Origin of the sequence: Streptomyces sp. NPDC056160 (assembly GCF_042268205.1) — a bacterium.
Lineage (GTDB): Bacteria > Actinomycetota > Actinomycetes > Streptomycetales > Streptomycetaceae > Streptomyces.
Map to the genome: position 1 here is coordinate 20,281 of NZ_JBHJUW010000019.1, position 19,118 is coordinate 39,398.

General features: G+C 73.5%; 18 protein-coding genes and 2 pseudogenes. 12 read left to right on the top strand and 8 right to left on the bottom strand.

All coding sequences use genetic code 11. From position 1 onward, the window contains the following. Positions 1-267: 267 nt before the first annotated feature. The 9 genes and pseudogenes from ACFC02_RS09750 (at position 268) to ACFC02_RS09790 (ending at position 11,907) form a co-directional block, all read left to right on the top strand. A pseudogene (locus ACFC02_RS09750) lies at positions 268-1,661 on the top strand (MFS transporter). Further along, a complete protein-coding gene (locus ACFC02_RS09755) occupies positions 1,654-3,819 on the top strand; it encodes a molybdopterin oxidoreductase family protein (protein ID WP_376354651.1) in 2,166 nt (721 codons plus the stop codon). The pseudogene ACFC02_RS09750 and the gene ACFC02_RS09755 overlap by 8 nt, the downstream one beginning before the upstream one ends. Beyond that, positions 3,816-5,411, top strand: coding sequence for an FAD-dependent oxidoreductase (locus tag ACFC02_RS09760; RefSeq protein WP_376354654.1), 1,596 nt, complete (start codon positions 3,816-3,818; stop codon positions 5,409-5,411). Before ACFC02_RS09755 ends, ACFC02_RS09760 begins: the two co-directional genes overlap by 4 nt. Continuing rightward, positions 5,296-6,612 (top strand): NAD(P)/FAD-dependent oxidoreductase, encoded by a 1,317-nt coding sequence (locus ACFC02_RS09765; protein ID WP_376354657.1) that lies wholly within the window; start codon positions 5,296-5,298, stop codon positions 6,610-6,612. The genes ACFC02_RS09760 and ACFC02_RS09765 overlap by 116 nt, the downstream gene beginning before the upstream one ends. A gap of 85 nt (positions 6,613-6,697) precedes the next feature. Next, positions 6,698-7,697 (top strand): annotated as a pseudogene (locus ACFC02_RS09770) (molybdopterin-dependent oxidoreductase); the annotation flags it as partial. 415 nt (positions 7,698-8,112) lie between these two features. Beyond that, positions 8,113-9,051 carry an ATP-binding cassette domain-containing protein gene (locus ACFC02_RS09775; RefSeq protein WP_376354660.1) on the top strand — a complete coding sequence of 313 codons (939 nt, stop codon included), beginning with the start codon at positions 8,113-8,115 and terminating at the stop codon, positions 9,049-9,051. After that, positions 9,048-9,899 carry an ABC transporter permease gene (locus ACFC02_RS09780; RefSeq protein WP_376354663.1) on the top strand — a complete coding sequence of 284 codons (852 nt, stop codon included), beginning with the start codon at positions 9,048-9,050 and terminating at the stop codon, positions 9,897-9,899. Before ACFC02_RS09775 ends, ACFC02_RS09780 begins: the two co-directional genes overlap by 4 nt. Before the next feature lie 68 nt (positions 9,900-9,967). Continuing rightward, positions 9,968-11,242 carry a histidine kinase gene (locus ACFC02_RS09785; RefSeq protein ID WP_376354810.1) on the top strand — a complete coding sequence of 425 codons (1,275 nt, stop codon included), beginning with the start codon at positions 9,968-9,970 and terminating at the stop codon, positions 11,240-11,242. Then, positions 11,239-11,907 carry a response regulator gene (locus ACFC02_RS09790; RefSeq protein WP_376354666.1) on the top strand — a complete coding sequence of 223 codons (669 nt, stop codon included), beginning with the start codon at positions 11,239-11,241 and terminating at the stop codon, positions 11,905-11,907. The genes ACFC02_RS09785 and ACFC02_RS09790 overlap by 4 nt, the downstream gene beginning before the upstream one ends. Before the next feature lie 56 nt (positions 11,908-11,963). On the opposite strand, the gene ACFC02_RS09795 is transcribed toward ACFC02_RS09790, so the two are convergent. Beyond that, positions 11,964-12,509 (bottom strand): IS5 family transposase, encoded by a 546-nt coding sequence (locus ACFC02_RS09795; RefSeq protein WP_376354669.1) that lies wholly within the window; start codon positions 12,507-12,509, stop codon positions 11,964-11,966. Beyond that, on the bottom strand, positions 12,401-12,688 hold the full coding sequence (locus ACFC02_RS09800; RefSeq protein ID WP_376354818.1) for a hypothetical protein: 288 nt from the start codon (positions 12,686-12,688) through the stop codon (positions 12,401-12,403). The genes ACFC02_RS09795 and ACFC02_RS09800 overlap by 109 nt, the downstream gene beginning before the upstream one ends. 455 nt (positions 12,689-13,143) lie before the next feature. Between ACFC02_RS09800 and ACFC02_RS09805 the strand changes: the two genes are divergently transcribed. Together ACFC02_RS09805 and ACFC02_RS09810 are read left to right on the top strand one after the other, a co-directional pair. Beyond that, on the top strand, positions 13,144-13,989 hold the full coding sequence (locus ACFC02_RS09805) for a DUF1684 domain-containing protein (protein ID WP_376354672.1): 846 nt from the start codon (positions 13,144-13,146) through the stop codon (positions 13,987-13,989). Positions 13,990-14,027: 38 nt separating this feature from the next. Continuing rightward, positions 14,028-14,432 (top strand): nuclear transport factor 2 family protein, encoded by a 405-nt coding sequence (locus ACFC02_RS09810; RefSeq protein WP_376354675.1) that lies wholly within the window; start codon positions 14,028-14,030, stop codon positions 14,430-14,432. A 233-nt stretch (positions 14,433-14,665) separates the two neighbouring features. Here ACFC02_RS09810 and ACFC02_RS09815 read toward each other — a convergent pair whose 3' ends face one another. Together ACFC02_RS09815 and ACFC02_RS09820 are read right to left on the bottom strand one after the other, a co-directional pair. Beyond that, positions 14,666-14,962, bottom strand: a complete 297-nt coding sequence (locus ACFC02_RS09815; protein ID WP_376354677.1) for an IS3 family transposase — start codon at positions 14,960-14,962, stop codon at positions 14,666-14,668. Between the two features lie 116 nt (positions 14,963-15,078). Then, complete coding sequence (locus ACFC02_RS09820) at positions 15,079-15,282, bottom strand: transposase (RefSeq protein ID WP_376354680.1); 204 nt, start codon at positions 15,280-15,282, stop codon at positions 15,079-15,081. A 141-nt stretch (positions 15,283-15,423) separates the two neighbouring features. Between ACFC02_RS09820 and ACFC02_RS09825 the strand changes: the two genes are divergently transcribed. Then, positions 15,424-16,017, top strand: coding sequence for a VOC family protein (locus ACFC02_RS09825; RefSeq protein WP_376354683.1), 594 nt, complete (start codon positions 15,424-15,426; stop codon positions 16,015-16,017). A gap of 15 nt (positions 16,018-16,032) precedes the next feature. Here ACFC02_RS09825 and ACFC02_RS09830 read toward each other — a convergent pair whose 3' ends face one another. From ACFC02_RS09830 to ACFC02_RS09845, 4 genes are all read right to left on the bottom strand, one after another. Further along, on the bottom strand, positions 16,033-16,692 hold the full coding sequence (locus ACFC02_RS09830; RefSeq protein WP_376354686.1) for a bifunctional 4-hydroxy-2-oxoglutarate aldolase/2-dehydro-3-deoxy-phosphogluconate aldolase: 660 nt from the start codon (positions 16,690-16,692) through the stop codon (positions 16,033-16,035). Continuing rightward, on the bottom strand, positions 16,689-17,432 hold the full coding sequence (locus ACFC02_RS09835; RefSeq protein WP_376354689.1) for an IclR family transcriptional regulator: 744 nt from the start codon (positions 17,430-17,432) through the stop codon (positions 16,689-16,691). The genes ACFC02_RS09830 and ACFC02_RS09835 overlap by 4 nt, the downstream gene beginning before the upstream one ends. Then, positions 17,429-18,355, bottom strand: coding sequence for a sugar kinase (locus tag ACFC02_RS09840; RefSeq protein ID WP_376354691.1), 927 nt, complete (start codon positions 18,353-18,355; stop codon positions 17,429-17,431). Before ACFC02_RS09840 ends, ACFC02_RS09835 begins: the two co-directional genes overlap by 4 nt. A 267-nt stretch (positions 18,356-18,622) precedes the next feature. Continuing rightward, positions 18,623-19,078, bottom strand: a complete 456-nt coding sequence (locus tag ACFC02_RS09845) for a MarR family transcriptional regulator (RefSeq protein WP_376354694.1) — start codon at positions 19,076-19,078, stop codon at positions 18,623-18,625. Positions 19,079-19,118 lie beyond the last annotated feature (40 nt).

The following is a 19,118-nucleotide window of genomic DNA, read 5'->3' on the forward strand; positions in this document are numbered from 1 at the left end:
GGCGCACGGGCGACGTCGGTCCCCGCGATCGCCGGGCCCGGCCCGGTGGTGCCATCCGGTGGGCCACTTCCCGCTGCTCGCCGAGGCGGTGGTGCTGCCGTCGGCCGGGCCGCCGCACAGGGGCACCGTGAAGGTGCGGCGCATCGAGTCCGCGCGGTGGCTGGGGGAACGCCCTGCGCCGGACTGGCGGGCGCGCGGCCGAGGGCACGCCGGCCGACGGCCTGGGCCGCCCCGCCGGCCCGCCGGCCCGCGAAGTGGGGCGACGGCATGACCAGCGGCCCCCGGCGCGCACCACGCGGGCCGGCCACCGGCTACGACCCCGAACAGGCCGCCTTCTGGAACGGCCGGGGCAGGCGCGTCGCGCGGCGCAACCTGCTCCTGTCGGTTCTGACCGAGCACATCGGCTTCTCGGTGTGGAGCATCTGGTCGGTGCTGGTCCTGTTCATGTCCCCTGGCACCGGGCTGGACTTCACCCCGGGCGAGAAACTCCTGCTCGTCGTCACCCCGACCGTGGTGGGCGCCCTGCTGCGGATCCCGTACAGCCACGCCGTGCTGCGCTTCGGCGGCCGGACCTGGACGGTGCTCACGACCGGCCTGCTGTTGATCCCCACGGCGCTGACCTGGTACTTCGTGCAGCGGCCCGGCACTTCGCTGTGGGTGTTCCTGGTCATCGCCGCGCTGACCGGGTCGGGCGGCGGCAGCTTCGGTTCCTCGATGACCAACATCGCGCGCTTCTATCCGCGCCGGCACCAGGGCTGGGCGCTCGGCGTCAACGCCGGCGGCGGCAACCTCGGCGTCGCCGTGGTCCAGGCCGTCGGGGTCGTGGTCATCGCGACGGCCGGGGACACCAGCCCCTCCCTCGTCGCCGCCGTCTACCTCCCCCTGCTGGTGCTCGCCACGCTGCTCGCCGCCACCGGGATGGACGACCTCGACCCGGGCCCCGTGCCCCGCGGTGTGATCCGGGAGGGGCTGCGGCAGCCGGACACCTGGTGGATCTGCCTGCTCTACGTCGGCACCTTCGGGTCCTTCATCGGGTACGGCTTCGCCTTCGGTCTGGTTCTCCAGGCCCAGTTCGGCTCCAGTGCCCTGCAGGCGGCGTCCTGCGCCGTCGTGGGCCCGCTGCTGGGCTCGCTGGCCCGGCCGCTGGGCGGACGGCTGGCGGACCGCTGGGGCGGGGCCCGGGTGACGGCGGCCGTCTTCGTACTGCTGAGCGCGGGCACGGCCGTCCTGCTGGTGGCCTCCGCCCGGTCCTCCGCAGCGCTGTTCGTCACGGTCTTCACCGTGCTCTTCGTCCTCACCGGTGCCGGCAACGGCGCGGTCTACGGATGATCCCGTGGGTCCTGGCGTGCCGGTCCCACGCACCGGGAGCCGGGGCGCCGGAGCCCGGTGGAGCGGAGGCGGACGCGCTGCGGGCCCAGCGGCTGACCGCGGCGGTGATCGGCGTCACCGGGGCGGCCGGGGCCCTCGGCGGCGCGGCGGTCAACCTGGTCTTCCGGGCCGCCTACGACCGCCACGGCTCGGGCGAACCGGCCTTCTGGGCCTTCCTCCTGTGCTACGTCCTGTGCGCCGTCGTCGTCCGGGTCAGGTACTGGCGCCCCGGCGCGGGGCCGGCCGGCGGCGATCCGGAGCCCGTCCGAGAACCGGAGTCGGCCCATGTCTGAACCGCCGTCCAAGCGGTCCGCGCCGCTCGCCGCACCGCAGGCCCCGGTCGCCACCCACTGCCCCTACTGCGCGCTCCAGTGCGGCACCCGGCTGAGCCCCGCCGGACCCGGGGACGGGCCGGCCGGCGTGCCGGTGACCGTGGAGCCCGACGCCTTCGCGGTGAACCAGGGCGGACTCTGCCACAAGGGGTGGACGGCGCCCGCCCTGCTGCGCGCACCGGACCGGCTGCGCACCCCGCTGGTGCGCAACGGTGCCGGACGGCTCGTGCCGGCGTCGTGGCCCGACGCGCTGGACAGCGTCGCCTCCCGCCTGCGCCAGATCCGGGCCGCGCACGGCCCGGACGCCGTCGCGGTGTTCGGTGGCGGCGGCCTCACCAACGAGAAGGCGTACCTGCTCGGCAAGTTCGCCCGGCTGGCCCTGGGCACGAGTCAGATCGACTACAACGGCCGGTTCTGCATGTCGTCCGCCGCCACGGCGGGCACCGCGGCCTTCGGGCTGGACCGGGGGCTGCCGTTCCCGGTGACCGATCTCGCCGAGGCGGACGCGGTCCTGCTGGCGGGGGCCAATCCGGCCGAGACCATGCCTCCACTGATGCGTCACCTCGGCAGGGCGAAGGCGACGATCGTCATCGACCCGCGGCGCACCCCCACCGCGGAGCGGGCCACCGTGCACCTGTCCCCCGCCCCCGGCACCGACCTGGCCCTCGCCCTGGGCCTGCTGCACATCGCGGTCACCGAGGGGCTGTACGACCGGGACGCCGTCGAGCGGCGCACGGTGGGGTTCGAGGGGGCCTGGGAGCACGCCGCGGCCTGGTGGCCCGAGCGCGTGGAGCGGGTGACCGGCGTCCCGGCGTCGCGGCAGGCCGAGGCGGTGCGGATCCTCGCCCGCGCCCGGCGGGCGTACGTGCTGACGGGCCGGGGAGCGGAGCAGCACAGCAACGGCACCGACACGGTCGCGGCCTTCGTCAACCTCGCCCTCGCCCTCGGGCTGCCGGGCCGGGCCGGGTCCGGATACGGCTGCCTCACCGGCCAGGGCAACGGGCAGGGCGGCCGGGAGCACGGCCAGAAGGCCGACCAGCTGCCCGGCTACCGGTCCATCACCGACCCGCGGGCCCGGGAGCACGTGGCGCGGGTGTGGGGGGTGGCGCCCGAGCGCCTGCCCGGCCCGGGCCGCAGCGCCTTCGAGCTGCTGGACGCCCTCGGTACGGACGGCGGGCCCCGGGCCCTGCTGGTGTTCGGGTCCAACCCGGTCGTCTCCGCGCCGGACGCCGCCCGGGTCACCCGGCGGCTGTCCGCGCTGGACCTGCTGGTGGTGGCCGACTTCGTGCCGTCCGAGACGGCCCGGCTGGCGCATGTGGTGCTGCCGGTCCTGCAATGGGCGGAGGAGGAGGGCACCCTGACCAACCTGGAGGGCAGGGTGCTGCGCAGGCGCCGGGCGGTGAGCGCGCCGCCGGGGGCGCGCGGCGATCTGCGTGTGCTGCGGGAGCTGGCGGTGCGGCTCGGCGAGCCGGCCGACCGCTACCCGGAGGAACCGCGGCTGGTCTTCGAGGAGTTGCGGCGCGCCTCCCGCGGGGGCCGGGCGGACTACTCGGGTATCACCTACGAGCGGCTGGACGCCGGGGAAGCCCTGTACTGGCCCTGCCCCCAGAACCCCGAAGGCCCGGCGCACCCGGGCACACCGCGGATGTTCCTGGACGGCTTCGCCCATCCGGACGGGCGGGCCCGCTTCCAGGAGGTGGACCACCGGGAGCCCGCCGAGACGCCGGACGACCGTTTCCCGCTGTGGGCCACGACCGGGCGGCTGCTCGCCCAGTACCAGTCGGGCAGCCAGACCCGCCGGGTGCCGGACCTGATGCGCGCGGCGCCCGAGCCGACCGTGGAGATCCACCCGGACACGGCGGCCCGCGCGGGTGTCGCCGAGGGCGACCTGGCGTGGGTGCGGTCGGCGCGGGGGCGGATGACGGCCCGGGTCAGGCTGGTGCCGACGCTGCGGACGGACACCGTGTTCCTGCCGTTCCACTTCCCGGACGACGGGCGGGCGAACCTGCTCACCGGCACCGCTCTCGACCCGCGCAGCAAGATGCCCGAATTCAAGGTGAGCGCGGTCCGGGTCGACCCCGCCGGCCGCGGTACGGCGAGGGGGGCCACGAGTCCATGAGCAAAGGCAGGCAGCACCTGAGCGAGGGGGCCGCGACGGGCGACGTCGTGATCGTCGGCGGGGGCCCCGTCGGACACCGGCTGGCGGAGCGGCTGCGCCGTCACGGTCACCGGGGAACCGTCACGCTGCTGCACGCGGAACCCGTCGCCCCCTACCAGCGGGCGCTGCTGGCCTCGGTGCTGGACGGCGGCCTCCGTCCGGCCGCCCTGCGGCTGCCGCCGGTGCCGGGCGTCCGCGTCCTGCCGGGCACCACCGTGACGGCCGTCGACCGCGCCGGTCGGCGGGTGCGCACGGCGACGAGCGAGCAGCACCGCTACGACACGCTGGTCCTGGCCACCGGGGCGGAGCCGTTCGTCCCGCCGGTGCCCGGGATCCGTACGGCAGCCGGGCGGTTGCTCGACGGCGTCACCACGCTGCGGTCCCTCGCGGACTGCGCCCGCGTCGGCGGGGAGCAGGCCGTCGTCCTGGGCGGCGGGCCCCTCGGGCTGGAGACCGCGGCGGCGCTGCGGCGCTCCGGCCGCGACGTCACCGTGGTGCACCGCGGGCCGTACCCGCTGGACCGCCGGCTGGACGCCACCGCCGGGGACCTCCTCGTGCGCCACCTGTCCGGCCTGGGCGTGCGGCTGGAGTGCGGTCGCTCGGCCGTACGGGTCGAGCCGGGCAAGCTCGTCCTCGACGACGGCCGCCCGCTGGCCTGGGACACCCTCGTGTGCTGCACCGGCGTGCGGCCGCGCGCCGCACTGGCCCGCGCGGCGGGTCTGGCGGTGCGGAACGGGGTGCTGGTCGACGACGGACTGCGGACCGGCGATCCGTGGATCCGGGCGATCGGCGACTGCGCCGAACACCCCGGCTGGGCCCCGGGTCTGCCGGCTCCGGGGTGGGACCAGGCGGAGGTGCTGGCCCGTTCGCTGACCGGACAGGAGCCCGGGGGCCGGCGAGCGGGGACCGTGCTCCGCCTCCGCCTGGCCGGGCTGCCGCTCGGTGTGCTGGGGGCGGCGCCCGGCTCGGCCGGCAACACCGCCGAGCGCGAGACCGTGACCTTCCGCGATCCCGCACGGGGCCGGTACGCGACCGTGACGGTCGACGCCGCGGGGCGGCTGGCGTCGGCGGTCGTGGTCGGTCTGCCCGAGGCCCTGGCGGCGCTCACCCAGCTCCACGACGCGCACCGCCCGCTGCCCGCCGACCGGCTGTCCCTGCTGCTGGGCCGGGCGCCCGCCGTCCGGCGGGCGCCGGCTACGTCCGCCGAGCCCTCGGACGTGGTCTGCCGCTGCAACGACGTGTCCCGGGGAGCCCTCGCGCGCGCCTGGCACGACGGCGCCCGCACCCTGCGCGCCCTCTCCGGCGCCACCCGGGCCACCACCGGGTGCGGTGGCTGCGCGGACGAGATCCGCCGGCTCTGCGCCCAGCTCGCCGCCGAGGAGCCGGCACCCGGTCGCGGGCCGTCCACCGACGAGGACGAAGGAGCCGATGACGCCCATGACGCCACCCCGCACCCTGGTGATCGTCGGCTACGGCATGACCGCGCACCGGCTGACCGAGGAGCTGCGGTCCCGGGACCGGGAGGGCGCCTGGCGCATTCTTGTCCTCGGTGACGAGCCCAGGCCGGCGTACAACCGCGTCGCGCTGGCGGACCGGCTCGCCGGTGCCACGGAGGCGGACCTCGAACTGGCCGGGCCCCGCACACGCCGCGATCCCCTCGTGGAAGCACGGACGGCCGCCCCGGTGGTGGGCATCGAACGAGCCTCGCGGACCGTCCTGACCGCGGACGGTACCCGCATCCCCTACGACGCGCTGGTGCTGGCCACGGGGGCGGCGGCCTTCCGTCCGCCGGTTCCCGGCGCCGACCTGCCCGGCTGCTTCCCGTACCGGACGCTCGCGGACGTGGACGCGATCCGCGGCGCCGCCGCGGACGGGGCGCCGGTCGTGGTGGTCGGCGGCGGCCTGCTGGGCCTGGAGACCGCCGAGGCGCTGCGCCGCCGTCTGCGCATGCGGCCGCACGTCGTGGAGGCGGCCGCACGTCTGATGCCCGCCCAGCTCGACAGCACCGCGGCGCGGCTGCTCGCCGGGTGGCTGCGGCGCGCCGGGCTGCGGCTGTCCTGCGGGGTCCCGCTGCGGTCCGTCGACGCGGGGGCGGACGGCCGGGTGTGCGGGGTGACGCTGGAGGACGGGTCGCGGATCCCGGCGGGGCTGGTCGTCTTCTCCGCGGGGACCCGCCCGCGCGACGAGCTGGCCCGGGCCGGCGGGCCGGCCCGTGGCGAGCGGGGCGGTTTCCTGGTGGACGACCTGGGCCGGACCAGCATCGCGGACGTGTGGGCCATCGGGGACTGCGCGGCGGTGCACGGGCGGTGCCACGGCACGGTGGCCCCCGGATACCGCATGGCCGAGGCGGTCGCCGGGCAGCTCCTGGGCGCCCGGGCGCAGGACGGTCCCGGGCCCGCCGTGGACGGGGCCGGGACCGTCCTGAAGGTGCCCGGCGTGGAGGTGGCCAGTCTCGGCGACGTCCACGCCCGGACTCCGGGAGCGGTGACGTTCAGCCGTACCCGCGGGGCCGGGGACGGCGGCCTCGGGGACTGCTACGCGAAGCTGGTCCTGGACTCCGAGGCGCGGGTGCTGCTCGGTGCCGTGCTCGTGGGACACGGCCACGCGTATCCGTCGCTGCGGTCGGCCGTCGGGCGTGAACTCGCCTGTGCGGCCGAGGACTTGCTCGGCGAGGTGGGACTGCCCGCGCAGGGGGCCGAACCGGACCCGGCGACGGTCCCGGTCCGCCCCTCCTGTCGCACGTCACCGCGCTGACGCCAGACCGCACCCCGTGACCGCCGTGCCGCTCGCCTGCTCGGCCCACCGCGTCCTCGGTCGCGCAGCAGCACCACGAGCAGCAGGGGCCTGCACGGTCCACGTGGACGGCAAGCCGGTCCACAGCTGTCTTCCGGGCCGACGGCCGCCCGGTCACCACCGTCGAGGGTCTGGCCTCGCCGGTGGGCGAACTCCATCCCGTCCAGCAGAAGTCTTTGGACGCCCAGGGTTCCAGTGCGGTTTCCGCACGGCCGGCTTCCTGATGACCACGGCGGCCCTCGACGAGGACAAGCTGACCGACCTGCCCAGGGCGTTCAAGGGCAACCTGTGCCGCTGCACGGGCTACCGGGCGGTCGAGGACGCCGTACGCGGGGTGAAGAACGTCGAGGAGCCCGAGCCGGGCCGCTCCGTGGGCCGCAGCCTGCCCGCGCCGGCCGGTCCGCAGGTCGTCACCGGCACCGCCCGCTACACCTTCGGCCTCGACGTGCCCGGCCTGCTGCACATGAAACTGCTGCGCTCCCCGCACGCCCACGCCCGCATCGTCACGATCGACACCTCCGCCGCCCTGCGCGTGCCGGGCGTCCACGCCGTGCTCACCCACCACGACGCCCCGGAACGGCACTTCTCCACCTCCCGCCACGAGCACCCCGAGGAGGACCCGGACGACACCCGCGTCCTGGACGACACGGTCCGCTGCATCGGCCAGCGCGTCGCCGCCGTCGTGGCCGACAGCGAGGCCGCGGCCGAGGACGGCTGCCGGCGCGTCCAGGTGACGTACGACGTCCTGCCCGCGGTCCTGGACCCGGAGGAAGCGATGTGGCCGGGCGCGCCGGTCGTGCACGACAAGGGCGCGAAGACCGCGCGGATCGCCCGCCCCCGCGCCGACGCGGTCGGCGAGGCGCACGGCGAGACCGGCGACGCCGAGGCCGGATTGGGCCGAGGCCGACCTCGTCTTCGAGGACACCTTCCGCACCCAGCGCGCCCAGCACGCCGGCTTGGAGACGCACGGGGCCGTCGCCTGGATCGACGGCGACGGCAGCCTCACCGTGCGCACCAGCTCCCAGACCCCGTTCCTGACCCGCCGGGTCAACCCGCCGACCGCGCCGGTGTGCCCGCCGACCGCCTCGGCACCGTCCACGCGGGTGAAGTGCCGGGCCCGCCGAGTTTGGACGCCGTACGCCGTCACCCCGGCCTAGGTGGAGTTCTGGGAGAGCGCCGACCGGGTCCACCATCGGGTCGCGTACCGCGCCGAGGGCACCGGCCGGTGCCACGAGCTGCTGTGGCCCTGAGCCGGCGGCGCCCGCGCACCCGCTGACACGGACCGCGCGCGTTCCCCCCGCACGAGCACCGGGCCACAGCACGCCCGGCCGTAGTACCCCGGTACCACCCGCGCCACAGGCTTCGGTCCCCGGTACCACCGGATCGGGCTGATCGCGGGCTTAGCGTGACGGAAGAGGCGTCAGGCGTTTCGGGCGCCGGAGTCCGGAAGAGGGAACGCTGATGATCGAAGCACAGCAGCTCACCAAGAGGTACGGGGAGAAGACCGCCGTCGACGGCCTGGACTTCACCGTGAAGCCGGGCACCGTCACCGGTTTCCTGGGGCCCAACGGCGCGGGCAAGTCCACGACGATGCGCATGATCGTCGGACTCGACGCGCCGACGCACGGCTCCGTCACGGTGAACGGACAGCACTACGCACGCCACCAGGCACCGCTTCAGGAAGTCGGGGCGCTGCTGGAGGCGAAGTCGATCCACCCGGGCCGGTCGGCCTACAACCACCTCCGCGCCCTCGCGCTCACCCACGGCATCCCGCGCCGCCGGGTCGACGAGGTCGTCGAACTCGCCGGTCTCGGCAGCGTCGCGAAGAAGCGGGCCGGTGCCTTCTCCCTCGGCATGGGCCAGCGGCTCGGCATCGCGGCCGCCCTGCTCGGCGACCCGCAGACCGTGATGCTGGACGAGCCCGTCAACGGGCTGGATCCCGAGGGCGTCCTGTGGATCCGGAACCTGCTCACCTCCCTCGCGGGCGAGGGGCGCACGGTGTTCGTCTCCTCGCACCTGATGAGCGAGGTCGCCCTGGTCGCGGACCACCTGATCGTCGTCGGACGCGGCCGGCTGCTGGCCGACACGACCGTGCAGGACCTGGTGCGCGAGGCGGGCGGCGACACCGTGAAGGTGGCGACGGACGACCCGGCGCGGCTGCGGGACGTGCTGGCCGGGCCCGGCGTCGACATCACCGGCCGTATCGGCTCCGAGGAACTGCAGGTCACCGGGGTGTCCGCCCGCGAGATCGGGCTGAAGGCGGCCGAGTACGGCATCCCCCTGTTCGAGCTGACCACGAAGGCGGTGTCGCTGGAGGAGGCATTCATGGAACTGACCCGGGACGCCGTGGAGTACCACGGCTCCACGACCCGCATCGAGACCTCCGGGAGCGCGGCATGAGCACCCTCACGGCCACACCTCGAACCCCCGAGTCCGCCCCGGCCACCCGGGCCCGGCCCGCCTACCGGGTGACCGGCCGGCGCGTGCTGGCCGCCGAGTGGGCCAAGCTCTGGTCCCTGCGCTCCACCTGGATCACCCTCGGTCTCGGGCTGCTGTTCCTCATCGCCTTCGGCGTCATCGCCGCGAGCCACTACAAGTCCAATGTCGGCTCCGGCCGCCACCTGGACCGCGACTTCGCCACCGCGACGGCGGCGAGCCTGTCCCTCTTCGGCACGAACTTCGCCCAGCTCGCGCTCGGCGTGCTCGGTGTGCTGGTCACCGCCGGCGAGTACTCCACCGGCATGATCCGCTCCACCCTGGCCGCGGTGCCGCGACGGCTGCCCGTGCTGTGGTCCAAGGCGGCGGTGTACGGGCTGGTCGCCCTGGTGGTCGCCACCGCAGGCGCGTTCGTCGCCTTCCTCGTCGGCAGCGGGATCGTGTCCGGCACACCCGCCGCCATGGGCCTGGGCCACGCCGGTGTCGTCCGCAGTCTGCTGGGCGCCGGGCTCTACCTCGGCCTGGTCTGTGTGATCGGCACCGCCCTCGGGGCCCTGCTGCGGTCGGTCGCCGGCGGCATCTCCGTCCTGGTCGGCGCCCTGATGCTGGTACCCGGGCTGGTCTCCCTCCTGCCCACCTCGTGGCAGGGCGACATCAACCCCTACCTGCCCAGCCACGCGGGCGAGTCGATCTTCGCGCTGACCCATGACTCGACCGCCCTGTCCCCCTTTGCCGGGCTGCTCGTCTTCCTCGGCTGGACGGCACTGGCGCTGGCCGGTGCGGCGTACCGGCTGGTGCGCAGCGACGTGTGAGCGGTGGCAGCCCGCATCATGGGCTGGTGACATCCGTGACTACCGTGACCCCTGATGACCTCGGCGGGATGGGGCCGCTGGTCGCCCGGCTCGGCCGGGCCGGCCAGCGGCTCCGGCACGCCGACCGGGCCCGTCCCTGGGTGCTGGACACCGCGGTGGTGGTGCTGGTCTTCCTGCTGTTCTGTCTGCCGGACCTGCTGCACGCGCTCGGCGTGATCAACGGGGACGGCGACGGCGACGGCCCGCGCCGCCTCCGCCTGCTGTTCACCCGGCTGCCCGTGGCGGGCATGCTGGCCCTGCAGGCCGGGCTGGTGCTGCCGCTGCTGTGGCGGCGCCGGGCCCCCGCCGCGGCCTTCGGCACCGTCACGGCCGTGTTCGTCCTCCAGTGGTCCATCGGCGCCGCGCTCCGTGCGGACATCGCGCTCTTCGTCGCCCTGTACAGCCTCACCCTGCACGGGCGGCTACGGCAGCTGCCGTGGGCCTGCGTGGCGATGGCGGGTGCGTTGAGCCTGGTCGCGGTGCGCGTCTCGGCGGCGATGTCGGTCTGGGACGCGCTGTTCTTCCTGCTCAGCACGGCGACCGCGGCTCTCGCCCTCGGCCTGATGGTCCGCATCCGGCGGGCCCAGCTGGCCGGGCTGCGGGACCGCGCGACCCGGCTGGAGATCGAACGCGACCAGCGCGACAGACTCGCCGTCGCGGCGGAGCGGACCCGAGTGGCGCGCGAGATGCACGACATCGTCGGCCACAACCTGTCCGTCATCATCACGCTCGCCGACGCGGGCGCCTACGCCACGGCCGGCGCGCCGGAGCGCGGCAAGGAGGCCCTGCACCTCATCGGCGACACCGGGCGGCAGGCCCTGAGTGAACTGCGGCGGGTGCTCGGCGTGCTCCGTGAGGCCGACGACTCGCGCGGCGAGCCCGAACTGAGCCCGCAGCCCAGACTCGCGGACATCGACGCGCTGTGCGAGGGCGTGCGCGCCGCCGGCCTGGAGGTCGTCTATCGTACGGCCGGGGATGTCGAGGCCCTCGACAGCGGGGTGCAGCTGACCGTCTACCGCATCGTGCAGGAGGCGCTGACGAACACCCTCAAACACGCCGGCGCCGGAGCGCGTGCGAACCTGGCGGTCGTGGTCGAGGACACCCTGCTGACCATCGCCGTCCAGGACTCCGGCTCCCCCACCCCGGCCGACGGCCCCGGCACGACGAACGAGGAAGGGCACGGCCTGGTGGGCATGCGAGAACGAGCGGCGCTCTACGGCGGACACGTCCAAGCCGGTCCCGCCGGCGCGGGGTGGACGGTGCGCGCCACCCTCGACCTGACTCCGCAGGACGGTACCCGATGACCACCGTGCTCGTCGTGGACGACCAGCCGCTGCAGCGGTACGGCTTCCGCATGCTCCTGGACTCCGTCCCCGAGACGGATGTGGTCGGCGAGGCCGGACACGGGGCCGAAGCCGTGCGCAAGACCGCCGAGCTCCGCCCCGACGTCGTCCTGATGGACGTACGCATGCCGGGCATGGACGGCATCGAGGCCACCCGCCGCATCGTCGCCGCAGGAGAGCGTTCCCGCGTCCTCGTCCTGACCACCTTCGACCTCGACGAGTACGTCTACGCGGCCTTGCGCGCCGGGGCCAGCGGCTTCCTGCTCAAGGACGCCCGCCCCGAGGAACTCCTCGCGGGCATCCGTGCCGTGGCCACCGGTGACGCGGTGATCGCTCCCGCGCTCACCCGCCGCCTGCTGCACGAGTTCGCCCGCCTCGTCCCGCCCGCCGGTGACGGCGCCGCCGAGGACCCACGCCTGAGCGCCCTCACCGACCGCGAACGCGAGATCCTCGTCGCCATCGGCAAGGGCTGGACCAACGGTGAGATCGCCGCGCGTTTCGTCCTGTCGGAGTCCACGGTGAAGACGCACGTCGGCCGCGTCCTGGCCAAGATCGGCGCCCGCGACCGCGTCCAGGCGGTGATCTTCGCCTATGACCACGGCCTGGCCCGGCCGCAGGCGGGGTGAGCCGACGCGTCGGCCGTGAGGCGGGTCGGCGCGACGCCTAGGACTTGTCCGGTCGATCATGTCCGGAGCCAGATGGTGAGAGCTGCTGCGGTCGCGGTTCCGAGAAACACGTAGCCGCGCTTGTCGTAGCGAGTCGCCACAGCCCGGTGCTGCTTCAGCCGGTGGATGGCCCGTTCCACAGTGTTGCGCTTCTTGTACCGCTCTTCGTCGAAGCCGGGTGGCCGTCCGCCGCGTGAGCCCCTGGGCAGGCGGGCGGCCTGGCTGTCGGTCTTCTCCGGGATCGTGTGCCGGACGCCCCGACGCCGCAGGTACTCACGACAGGGCCGATTGCTGCAGGCCTTGTCGGCGGCGACGCCGGCGGGCCTTTTGCGGCGCCTGCCCGGCCCGGGTTTCGGGACTCGGATCTTCTCCAGCACCGGTTCGAACCGGGTGCAGTCCGCCCGCTGACCGGGCGTGACGATCAGGGACAGGGGGCGGCACCGGCAGTCCGCGCTCAGGTGGAGCCTGGTGGTGAACCCGCCGCGCGAGCGACGGTTTCGTGGTCGATGAGCCGGTCGTCCGAAGAGACCCGCCAGGGCTCGGCCGGCAGTGATGTCTCGCATCGCGCCTCAACGCAGTATCTGAAGAGGTGGCGCAGGTGGGACGGCGTGATGCCGGTACTGGGATCAGCCGTCGCGTGGACGATGACCCCGTAGTCGCGCATGTAGTTGGTGTATCCGTGGTGCACGACAGCGTGATCGAAGGTCTCGTCCAGCATCTGTTCAAGTACGGCGGTGTCCATGCCGCCCTTCTACCTCACTCGGCACCACCTTCGACAACAAGATTCGCGGCGTCAGGCGCCGTTGCTCAGAGATCGCCCGGACAAGTCCTAGCCGTTCAGGACAGGTTCACGTGGTTTCAGGCTCACTGGTTCGGCAGTTGTCTGGTTGACGTAGTGCTTCTCTTCGAACTCGATGGGGCCGAGGTAGCCGAGGCACCCCGTTCTCCGCGAGTTCCCGGGCCAGTTCGGCACATCGCGCGGCCCCCGGAGATCGTGTTCTCCAGGGTGATGTCAGAGCACGATCACCAGCACGGCGCCCTTCCCATATTTGCCATAACAGCAAACAGCTTTGCTTATGTTCCCGGGCGAGCGAACCATCCAGACCATCGACCGGCCGTCGAACCGGTCAAGGTTCCCGGCCGGCGGTAAGTCCTGACGGCGGTCGCGGGTGACCGCCGCCTACAGAGGAGAACACAGTGTCCAGCGATTGCTTCGGTAGCGACGGCGCGTTGACCGAGTACGACAAGTGGCGCCAGAGCCGATGGGAGGAGATTGCGGGCCCGGAAGGGAAAGCGAGCCTGATCGCCCATCGGCCGATCACGGAACCGGGGCAGGAAGTCCCCGAGGTTCCGGGACGGTGGACGTCCACCGGCTTCTCGGGAAGCCTGACGCTGACCGCGGCCCGTGCGCAGGACGTATCCGTCGATGGCCACGCCGTGGACGGCACGGTGGAACTGACCAGCGCCAGCCGCCTGTCCTTCCCCGGCGGGCGGCGCGGCACCATCGAGGAACTGCAGGGAGCCCATGCCCTGGCCGTGTGGGATCCGGCCGCGCCCACCCTCGTCGGCCTGCGCGGAATCGAGGCGTGGCCGTGGGACCCCGCCTGGGCCGTCGAGGCGGAGTACCGCCCGGCGGACGCCGGACGCCTCCTGGAGGCGACCCGGGTGACCAGCCCGAGCGTGCGGGACACCCTCCCGGCCCCTGGCGACTTCGTCTTCGATCTGCAAGGCGAGCGGCACACGCTCCGGGCGTTCGGTGTGGGCAGCGACACCCTGCTGATCACGTTCACCGACGACACCAGCGGCACGGACACGCCCGGCATGGGCCGGTGGCTGATCCTGCCTCGGCCCCGGCACACCACGGATACGGTCCGTATCGACTTCAACCGGGCCTTGATTCCCCACCACGTGTTCTCGGCGGCCTTCCCCTGCCCCCTGCCGCCCCGGGAGAACCACCTCCCTCTACGCATCGAAGCGGGAGAGCGCGCCCCCGTCTTCGAAGAAGAAGCGGCCCCCGGCACCACAACCGGCCCCGCCGTCTGACACCCGCCGCAACCGGCACACCCCGAAAGGAAGAAACAATGACACCCGACCAGGACCTTCGCGCAGCAGCGGTGCACTACCTCCGGCAGTGGGAGGTGCGGGACTACGCCACGATGCGATCCCTGTGCACCGACACCGCCACCGTGTGGCACAACGACGGAAGCGGTGACCAGCCGATCGACGAGAACATGGAACTGCTGAAGAAGCTGGCCGCAGACGTCGACACACTTCGGTACGACATCGTGCGGCAGTTCCAGGACGGCGACGAAGTGCTCCAGCAGCAAGTACTCCACCTGACCATGACCGACGGGTCCCGCAGTGACGTACACGCGGCGATGTACTTCCGGTTCGACGGTGGCCTCATCGACCGCATCGAGGAATACTTCAACGTCGTACCGCTCAACGAATCCATGCCGGCGTCCGGCTCGCCCGAACAGCGCTGATCGCGGCCGCTCCCGCCAAGCGGTCGGCTGAGGCAGGGCCCCGGACGCAGCACCGGCCTGGGCCCTGCCTTATCCGGGAAGACCGCAGCCTCGTCTGTGCCTGCCCAAGGCTTGAATCGCGGATACGCGGTCCGCTCGATCGAGGTCACAACCCACCCCAGGCGCCAGACAATGGTCAACATCACCACCAACGACACTCGGCCGAACGGGTGACGGGCCGGACGCTCAGGGCTTCAAGACTCGATGCCGTTGACGCGCATCAGGCGCTCGACCCGCTTGCGGTTGACGGTATGACCGAAGCCCCGCAGTTCGGCGTGGACCCGGCGTACCCCGTACGTCCCCTTGTGCTCGGTGTGGATCTCACGGATCTCCGCGACCAGGGCGTCGTCGGCCGCCCGGCGTTCGGCACGGGTGGCCGCACCGGCAAGCCACCGGTAGAAACCGGCGCGCGAAACCCCGAGGACCCGACATATCCGCTGGACACCGAAGTCGGCGCGGTGGACGGAGACGAAGTCCCAGCGACCGGACATGCCTCATCTCCTTCGCCAAATACTGGGCCGCCCTTCGCTGGATCTCCCGCTCGAACTCCCCCTCCTTCTCCGCCTCGCGCAGCCGGGCGTTCTCCGCACGCAGCACCGCGAGTTCCTCATCCCGGCCCACTGGGCGTCTGTTCGTCGCCGCGCACCCGTCCCGCCGCCTCGTCGGCCTGACGCAGCCAGGACCGCAGCGTCTCGCCGGTCGCCCCGACGTCCGCCGCGACCGACGCGTACGTGCGCTTCCCGTCCGCCGCGCGCCACAGCGCGACCGCATCGTTCCTGAACTCCAGCGGATACGGAGACCTACGTCCCACCAGGACACCTCTTCCTCGGACCATCAAGATCCATTGTCAGGTGTGTCCACACCCATGGGGACGCCTCACGCGGCACTGACACCCACGGCGGCGGCAGCGACAATGAACAAGCGAACGCAGTGGACGAGTTGAGGAAACGGGATGCTGAGCGGCATTGTGATCGATGCGCGGGACGTCGCCCTCATGGAGCGATTCTGGCTGGACGCGACGCGAGGGCTGACCGGTGGCCTGCGGTTGCGGTTCGAGCCCACCGCGAAGGCCAAGGCGGCCCCGAAGAACCGGCTCCACCTCGACCTGGCCGCAGGTCCGCACTGGAAGGCCGAAGTGGAACGCCTGCTCTCGCTCGGTGCGACGCGCATCGACATAGGCCAGGGCGACGTCCCTTGGGACGTGCTGGCCGACCCGGAGGGCAACGAGTTCTGCGTACTGCGTCCCGGACACCCCGGAGTGCTCGCTGACTCCGGCCTCGTCGCGCTCTGCCTCGACGTCACCGCGGATGACCTTCGCGCTCAGGAGACCTTCTGGCAGTCCCAGGCCGACTGGCACGTGGTCGAGACCCACGGCGGGGGCGTCCGGCTGCGCCGGCAGGCCACCAGCACGGTCTCACTGGTCATGGGACCGCCGGCCGCTCCGAAGGTGGAGCGGAACAGGCTGCGGCTGGAAGTCACCCATCGAGAGCGGGAGCGCGGCGAGTTCCTCGACGCGGGCGGCAACGAGTTCCACGTGAGGAACTGACCGCCGCCGTGGGCCTCACCGGGCGGCGCCTTCCGTCAGCTCCGTGACGAGGCGGGGCAGCCGCCGCACCTGCGCCGGGTCGGACAGTGCGGAACCCAGCGACACCGCGTCCGCGCCCGCGCTCAGGAACTCCTGGGCGTTGGCCACGGTCATCCCGCCGGTGGCGACGAGTCGGGCCTCGGGGAACGGACCGCGCATCGCGCGCAGCCAGCCCGCTCCCAGTTCGGCGGCCGGGAACGCCTTGAGCCAGGTGAAGCCACAGGCCAGCGCCTGCTGGATCTCGGAGGGGGTGGAGACGCCGGGAAGGTGCGGCAGCCCCGCTCGGACCGAGGCCTCGGCGACCTCCGCGCTGAAGCCCGGCGCGACGGTGAACGCGGCCCCGGCGCGCACGGCCCGGGCCAGGCGCTCGGTCGACGTCACCGTACCCGCGCCCACCACGGCGCCCCGCTCCCGCCCGGCGGCGGCTGCCGCGGCGAGCGCCGCGACGGCGCTCTCGTCCTGGACGGGGACCTCGACGAGCGGGATGCCGTGGTCCCAGGCGCGACGGCTCATCGCCACCGTGGCTTCGGTGTCGAGGCCGCGCAGGATGACCATGAGCGGGAGAGCCGTGAACGCCTGCTCGAAGAGCCGGCCGGGCGCGGTCGTCGTCGAAGAAGGCGGGTTCTGCGGGGTCATCGGGTCCATCCCAGTTCTCGTGAGACACCGCGCGCGGCCTGTCGCAGGGCAGGCAGGTGGGCGCGCAGGGCGGGCAGATCCATCTGGGCGCGCAGCGCGGCGAGGGACACGGCGGCGCGTACGGCGCCGGTGCCGTCCCGTACGGGTACGGCCACGCAGTTGACGAACGGCTCGTACTCGCCGTCGTCCTCCGCCCAGCCGGCGGATCTGATGGTGTCGAGGCGCGCGGCGAGGGTCTCGGCGTCGGTGATCGTGGTGTCGGTGAACCTCTCGAAGGTGTGTCCCTCCAGCATCGAGGCGCGTTCCGGGTCCGGCAGGAAGGCGAGGATCGCCTTGCCGACGCCGGATGTGCGCAGCACGACCGGTCTGCCGATCTGCGCGTACAGGCGTACGGTGCCGGGCGGCTCGACCTTGTCGGCGTAGATCACCCGGCCGTCGTCGAGCGCGGCGAGGTGCACGGTGAGCCGGACCCTGCGGCACAGTTCGAGGAGGAAGGGGTGCGCCACAGAACGCAGGTCGAACTGCTCGACGGCCGCCTGTGCCAGGCCGGCCAGACGGTAGCCGACGGCGTACGTGCCGTCCGGCCGGCGCCGTGCGAGACCGCCCTCGCACAGGTCGCGCAGCAGGCGCAGCGCGGTGGTGCGGTGGACGCCGAACCGCTCGGCCACGGCCGCGGGGTGCTGTGGTCCTTCGCTGAGCATCTCCAGCAGCCGTACCGCTCGTTCCACGGCCTGGCTCATCGCACCGACTCCGGCGCGGGCCGCAGGGCGCGGGCGTCGGCGTGGTCCTCCACCGAGCCGAGGGCGAGCGCCGCGGTGCGGTGGCCGAGGGCGAGCCGCGCGGCGGGGTCGGCGTCGTGCAGCCACGCCGAGAGGTAGCCCGCGGCGAAGGCGTCGCCCGCGCCGACGGGCTCCACCACGTCGACCGGCCGGGCCGGCACGAACACGGGGGCGGCGTGCGGGGCGAACAGCGTGGCGCCGACGGCCCCGTCCTTGACGACGACGCTCACGCCGGGCCCGATGAGGTCACGGACCTCTTCGGGTGCAGCGGTCCTCCAGACCCGTTCGGCCTCGTCGAGGCCGACGAAGACGAGGTCCGCCTGGCGCGCGAGGGACAGCAGCGGTCCGGCGGCCCGGCGGGCGTCCCACAGCCCGGGCCGGTGGTTGACGTCGAAGGAGCAGAGTACGCCGGCCTCCCGCGCCCGGGTGAACAGGGCCGTGGCGGTCTCCGCGCACTGGGGGGAGAGCGCCGGTGTGACGCCCGACTGGTGCACCACCCGTGCCGAGGAGACCGGCAGCCGGTCCAGGTAGGCGGGGGTCATGCGCGAGGCAGCGGAGCCCGCCCGGTAGTAGTGCACCCGCGTTCCGTCGGCGGCCGGGTCCTTGAAGAACACGCCGGTCGGCGCGGTCGGGTCCCGCTCCACCAGCCGTACGTCGACTCCGCCGCCGCCCACGGCCGACAGGATCCGTTCGCCGTGCGGGTCGAGGCCGACCCGGCCCGCCCAGGCGACCCGGTGTCCCAGGTCCGCCAGGTACCGGGCGACGGTGGACTCGGCGCCGGCGACGGAGAGGACCGCCTCACGCGCGGTGGCAAGGGGCTGCCCGGCCCCGGGCGCCACGAGCACCATCGTCTCCCCCAGGCACAGCGCCTCCACGTCCGGCATGTCAGCACCTCCGCTGCCGCGTGATCCGTTCGTTTCCGCGCAGGCTAACCGGTGCCTGTGCAGGGAGCACAGCGGCTGTGCACAGGCTGCACAGCCACGCTCGTCACGCGGTTCACCCTGCCCCGCAAAACTGCGCCGGGGCGGCCACCGGCACAACGGCCGGTGCCGGACAGCCGGACGTGCCGGACGGCGTGGGCGAGGGGCGGCGGGACATCGCCGTCGCGCCCCTCCTCGCCGGGACCGGGAAGCAGCCGCGTCACAGCCCCGTCATCGGGGACGCGCCCGTCCGGTGGACTCCAGTACCGCGGTGAGGAAACGACGCACCGTCTCCAGTTCGTCCGCCTCGAAGCCTTCCGCGGCCCCGACCACTTCGCCGATCACCGGCCCGAAGAAGGACCACCCCAGTTCCGTGGCCTTCTCCTCCACCTCCAGCAGCACCCGCCGCCGATCGGCCGTGTCCCGGCCGCGCCGCAGCAGCCCGAGCCGTTCCAACCGGTCCACCAGAGCGGTGGTCCCGGCGGAGTTCAGGCGCAGTTGCCCGCCGAGCCATCCGGGGGTGGCCCGGGTACCGGCCCGAGCGGCGTCCAGCAGGTGGATCAGCGCGCGTACATCGGTGGGATGCAGCCCGTGGCGCGCCGCGAACTCGGCGCCGAGCAGGTCGAGTTCCACGGTGACGGCGCGCAGCAGGTGAACCAGCCGCATCTCCGGACTCTGCTCTTCCATGCACACGTCCTCAGAGGGTTGATAATATCTCGCTGACCGA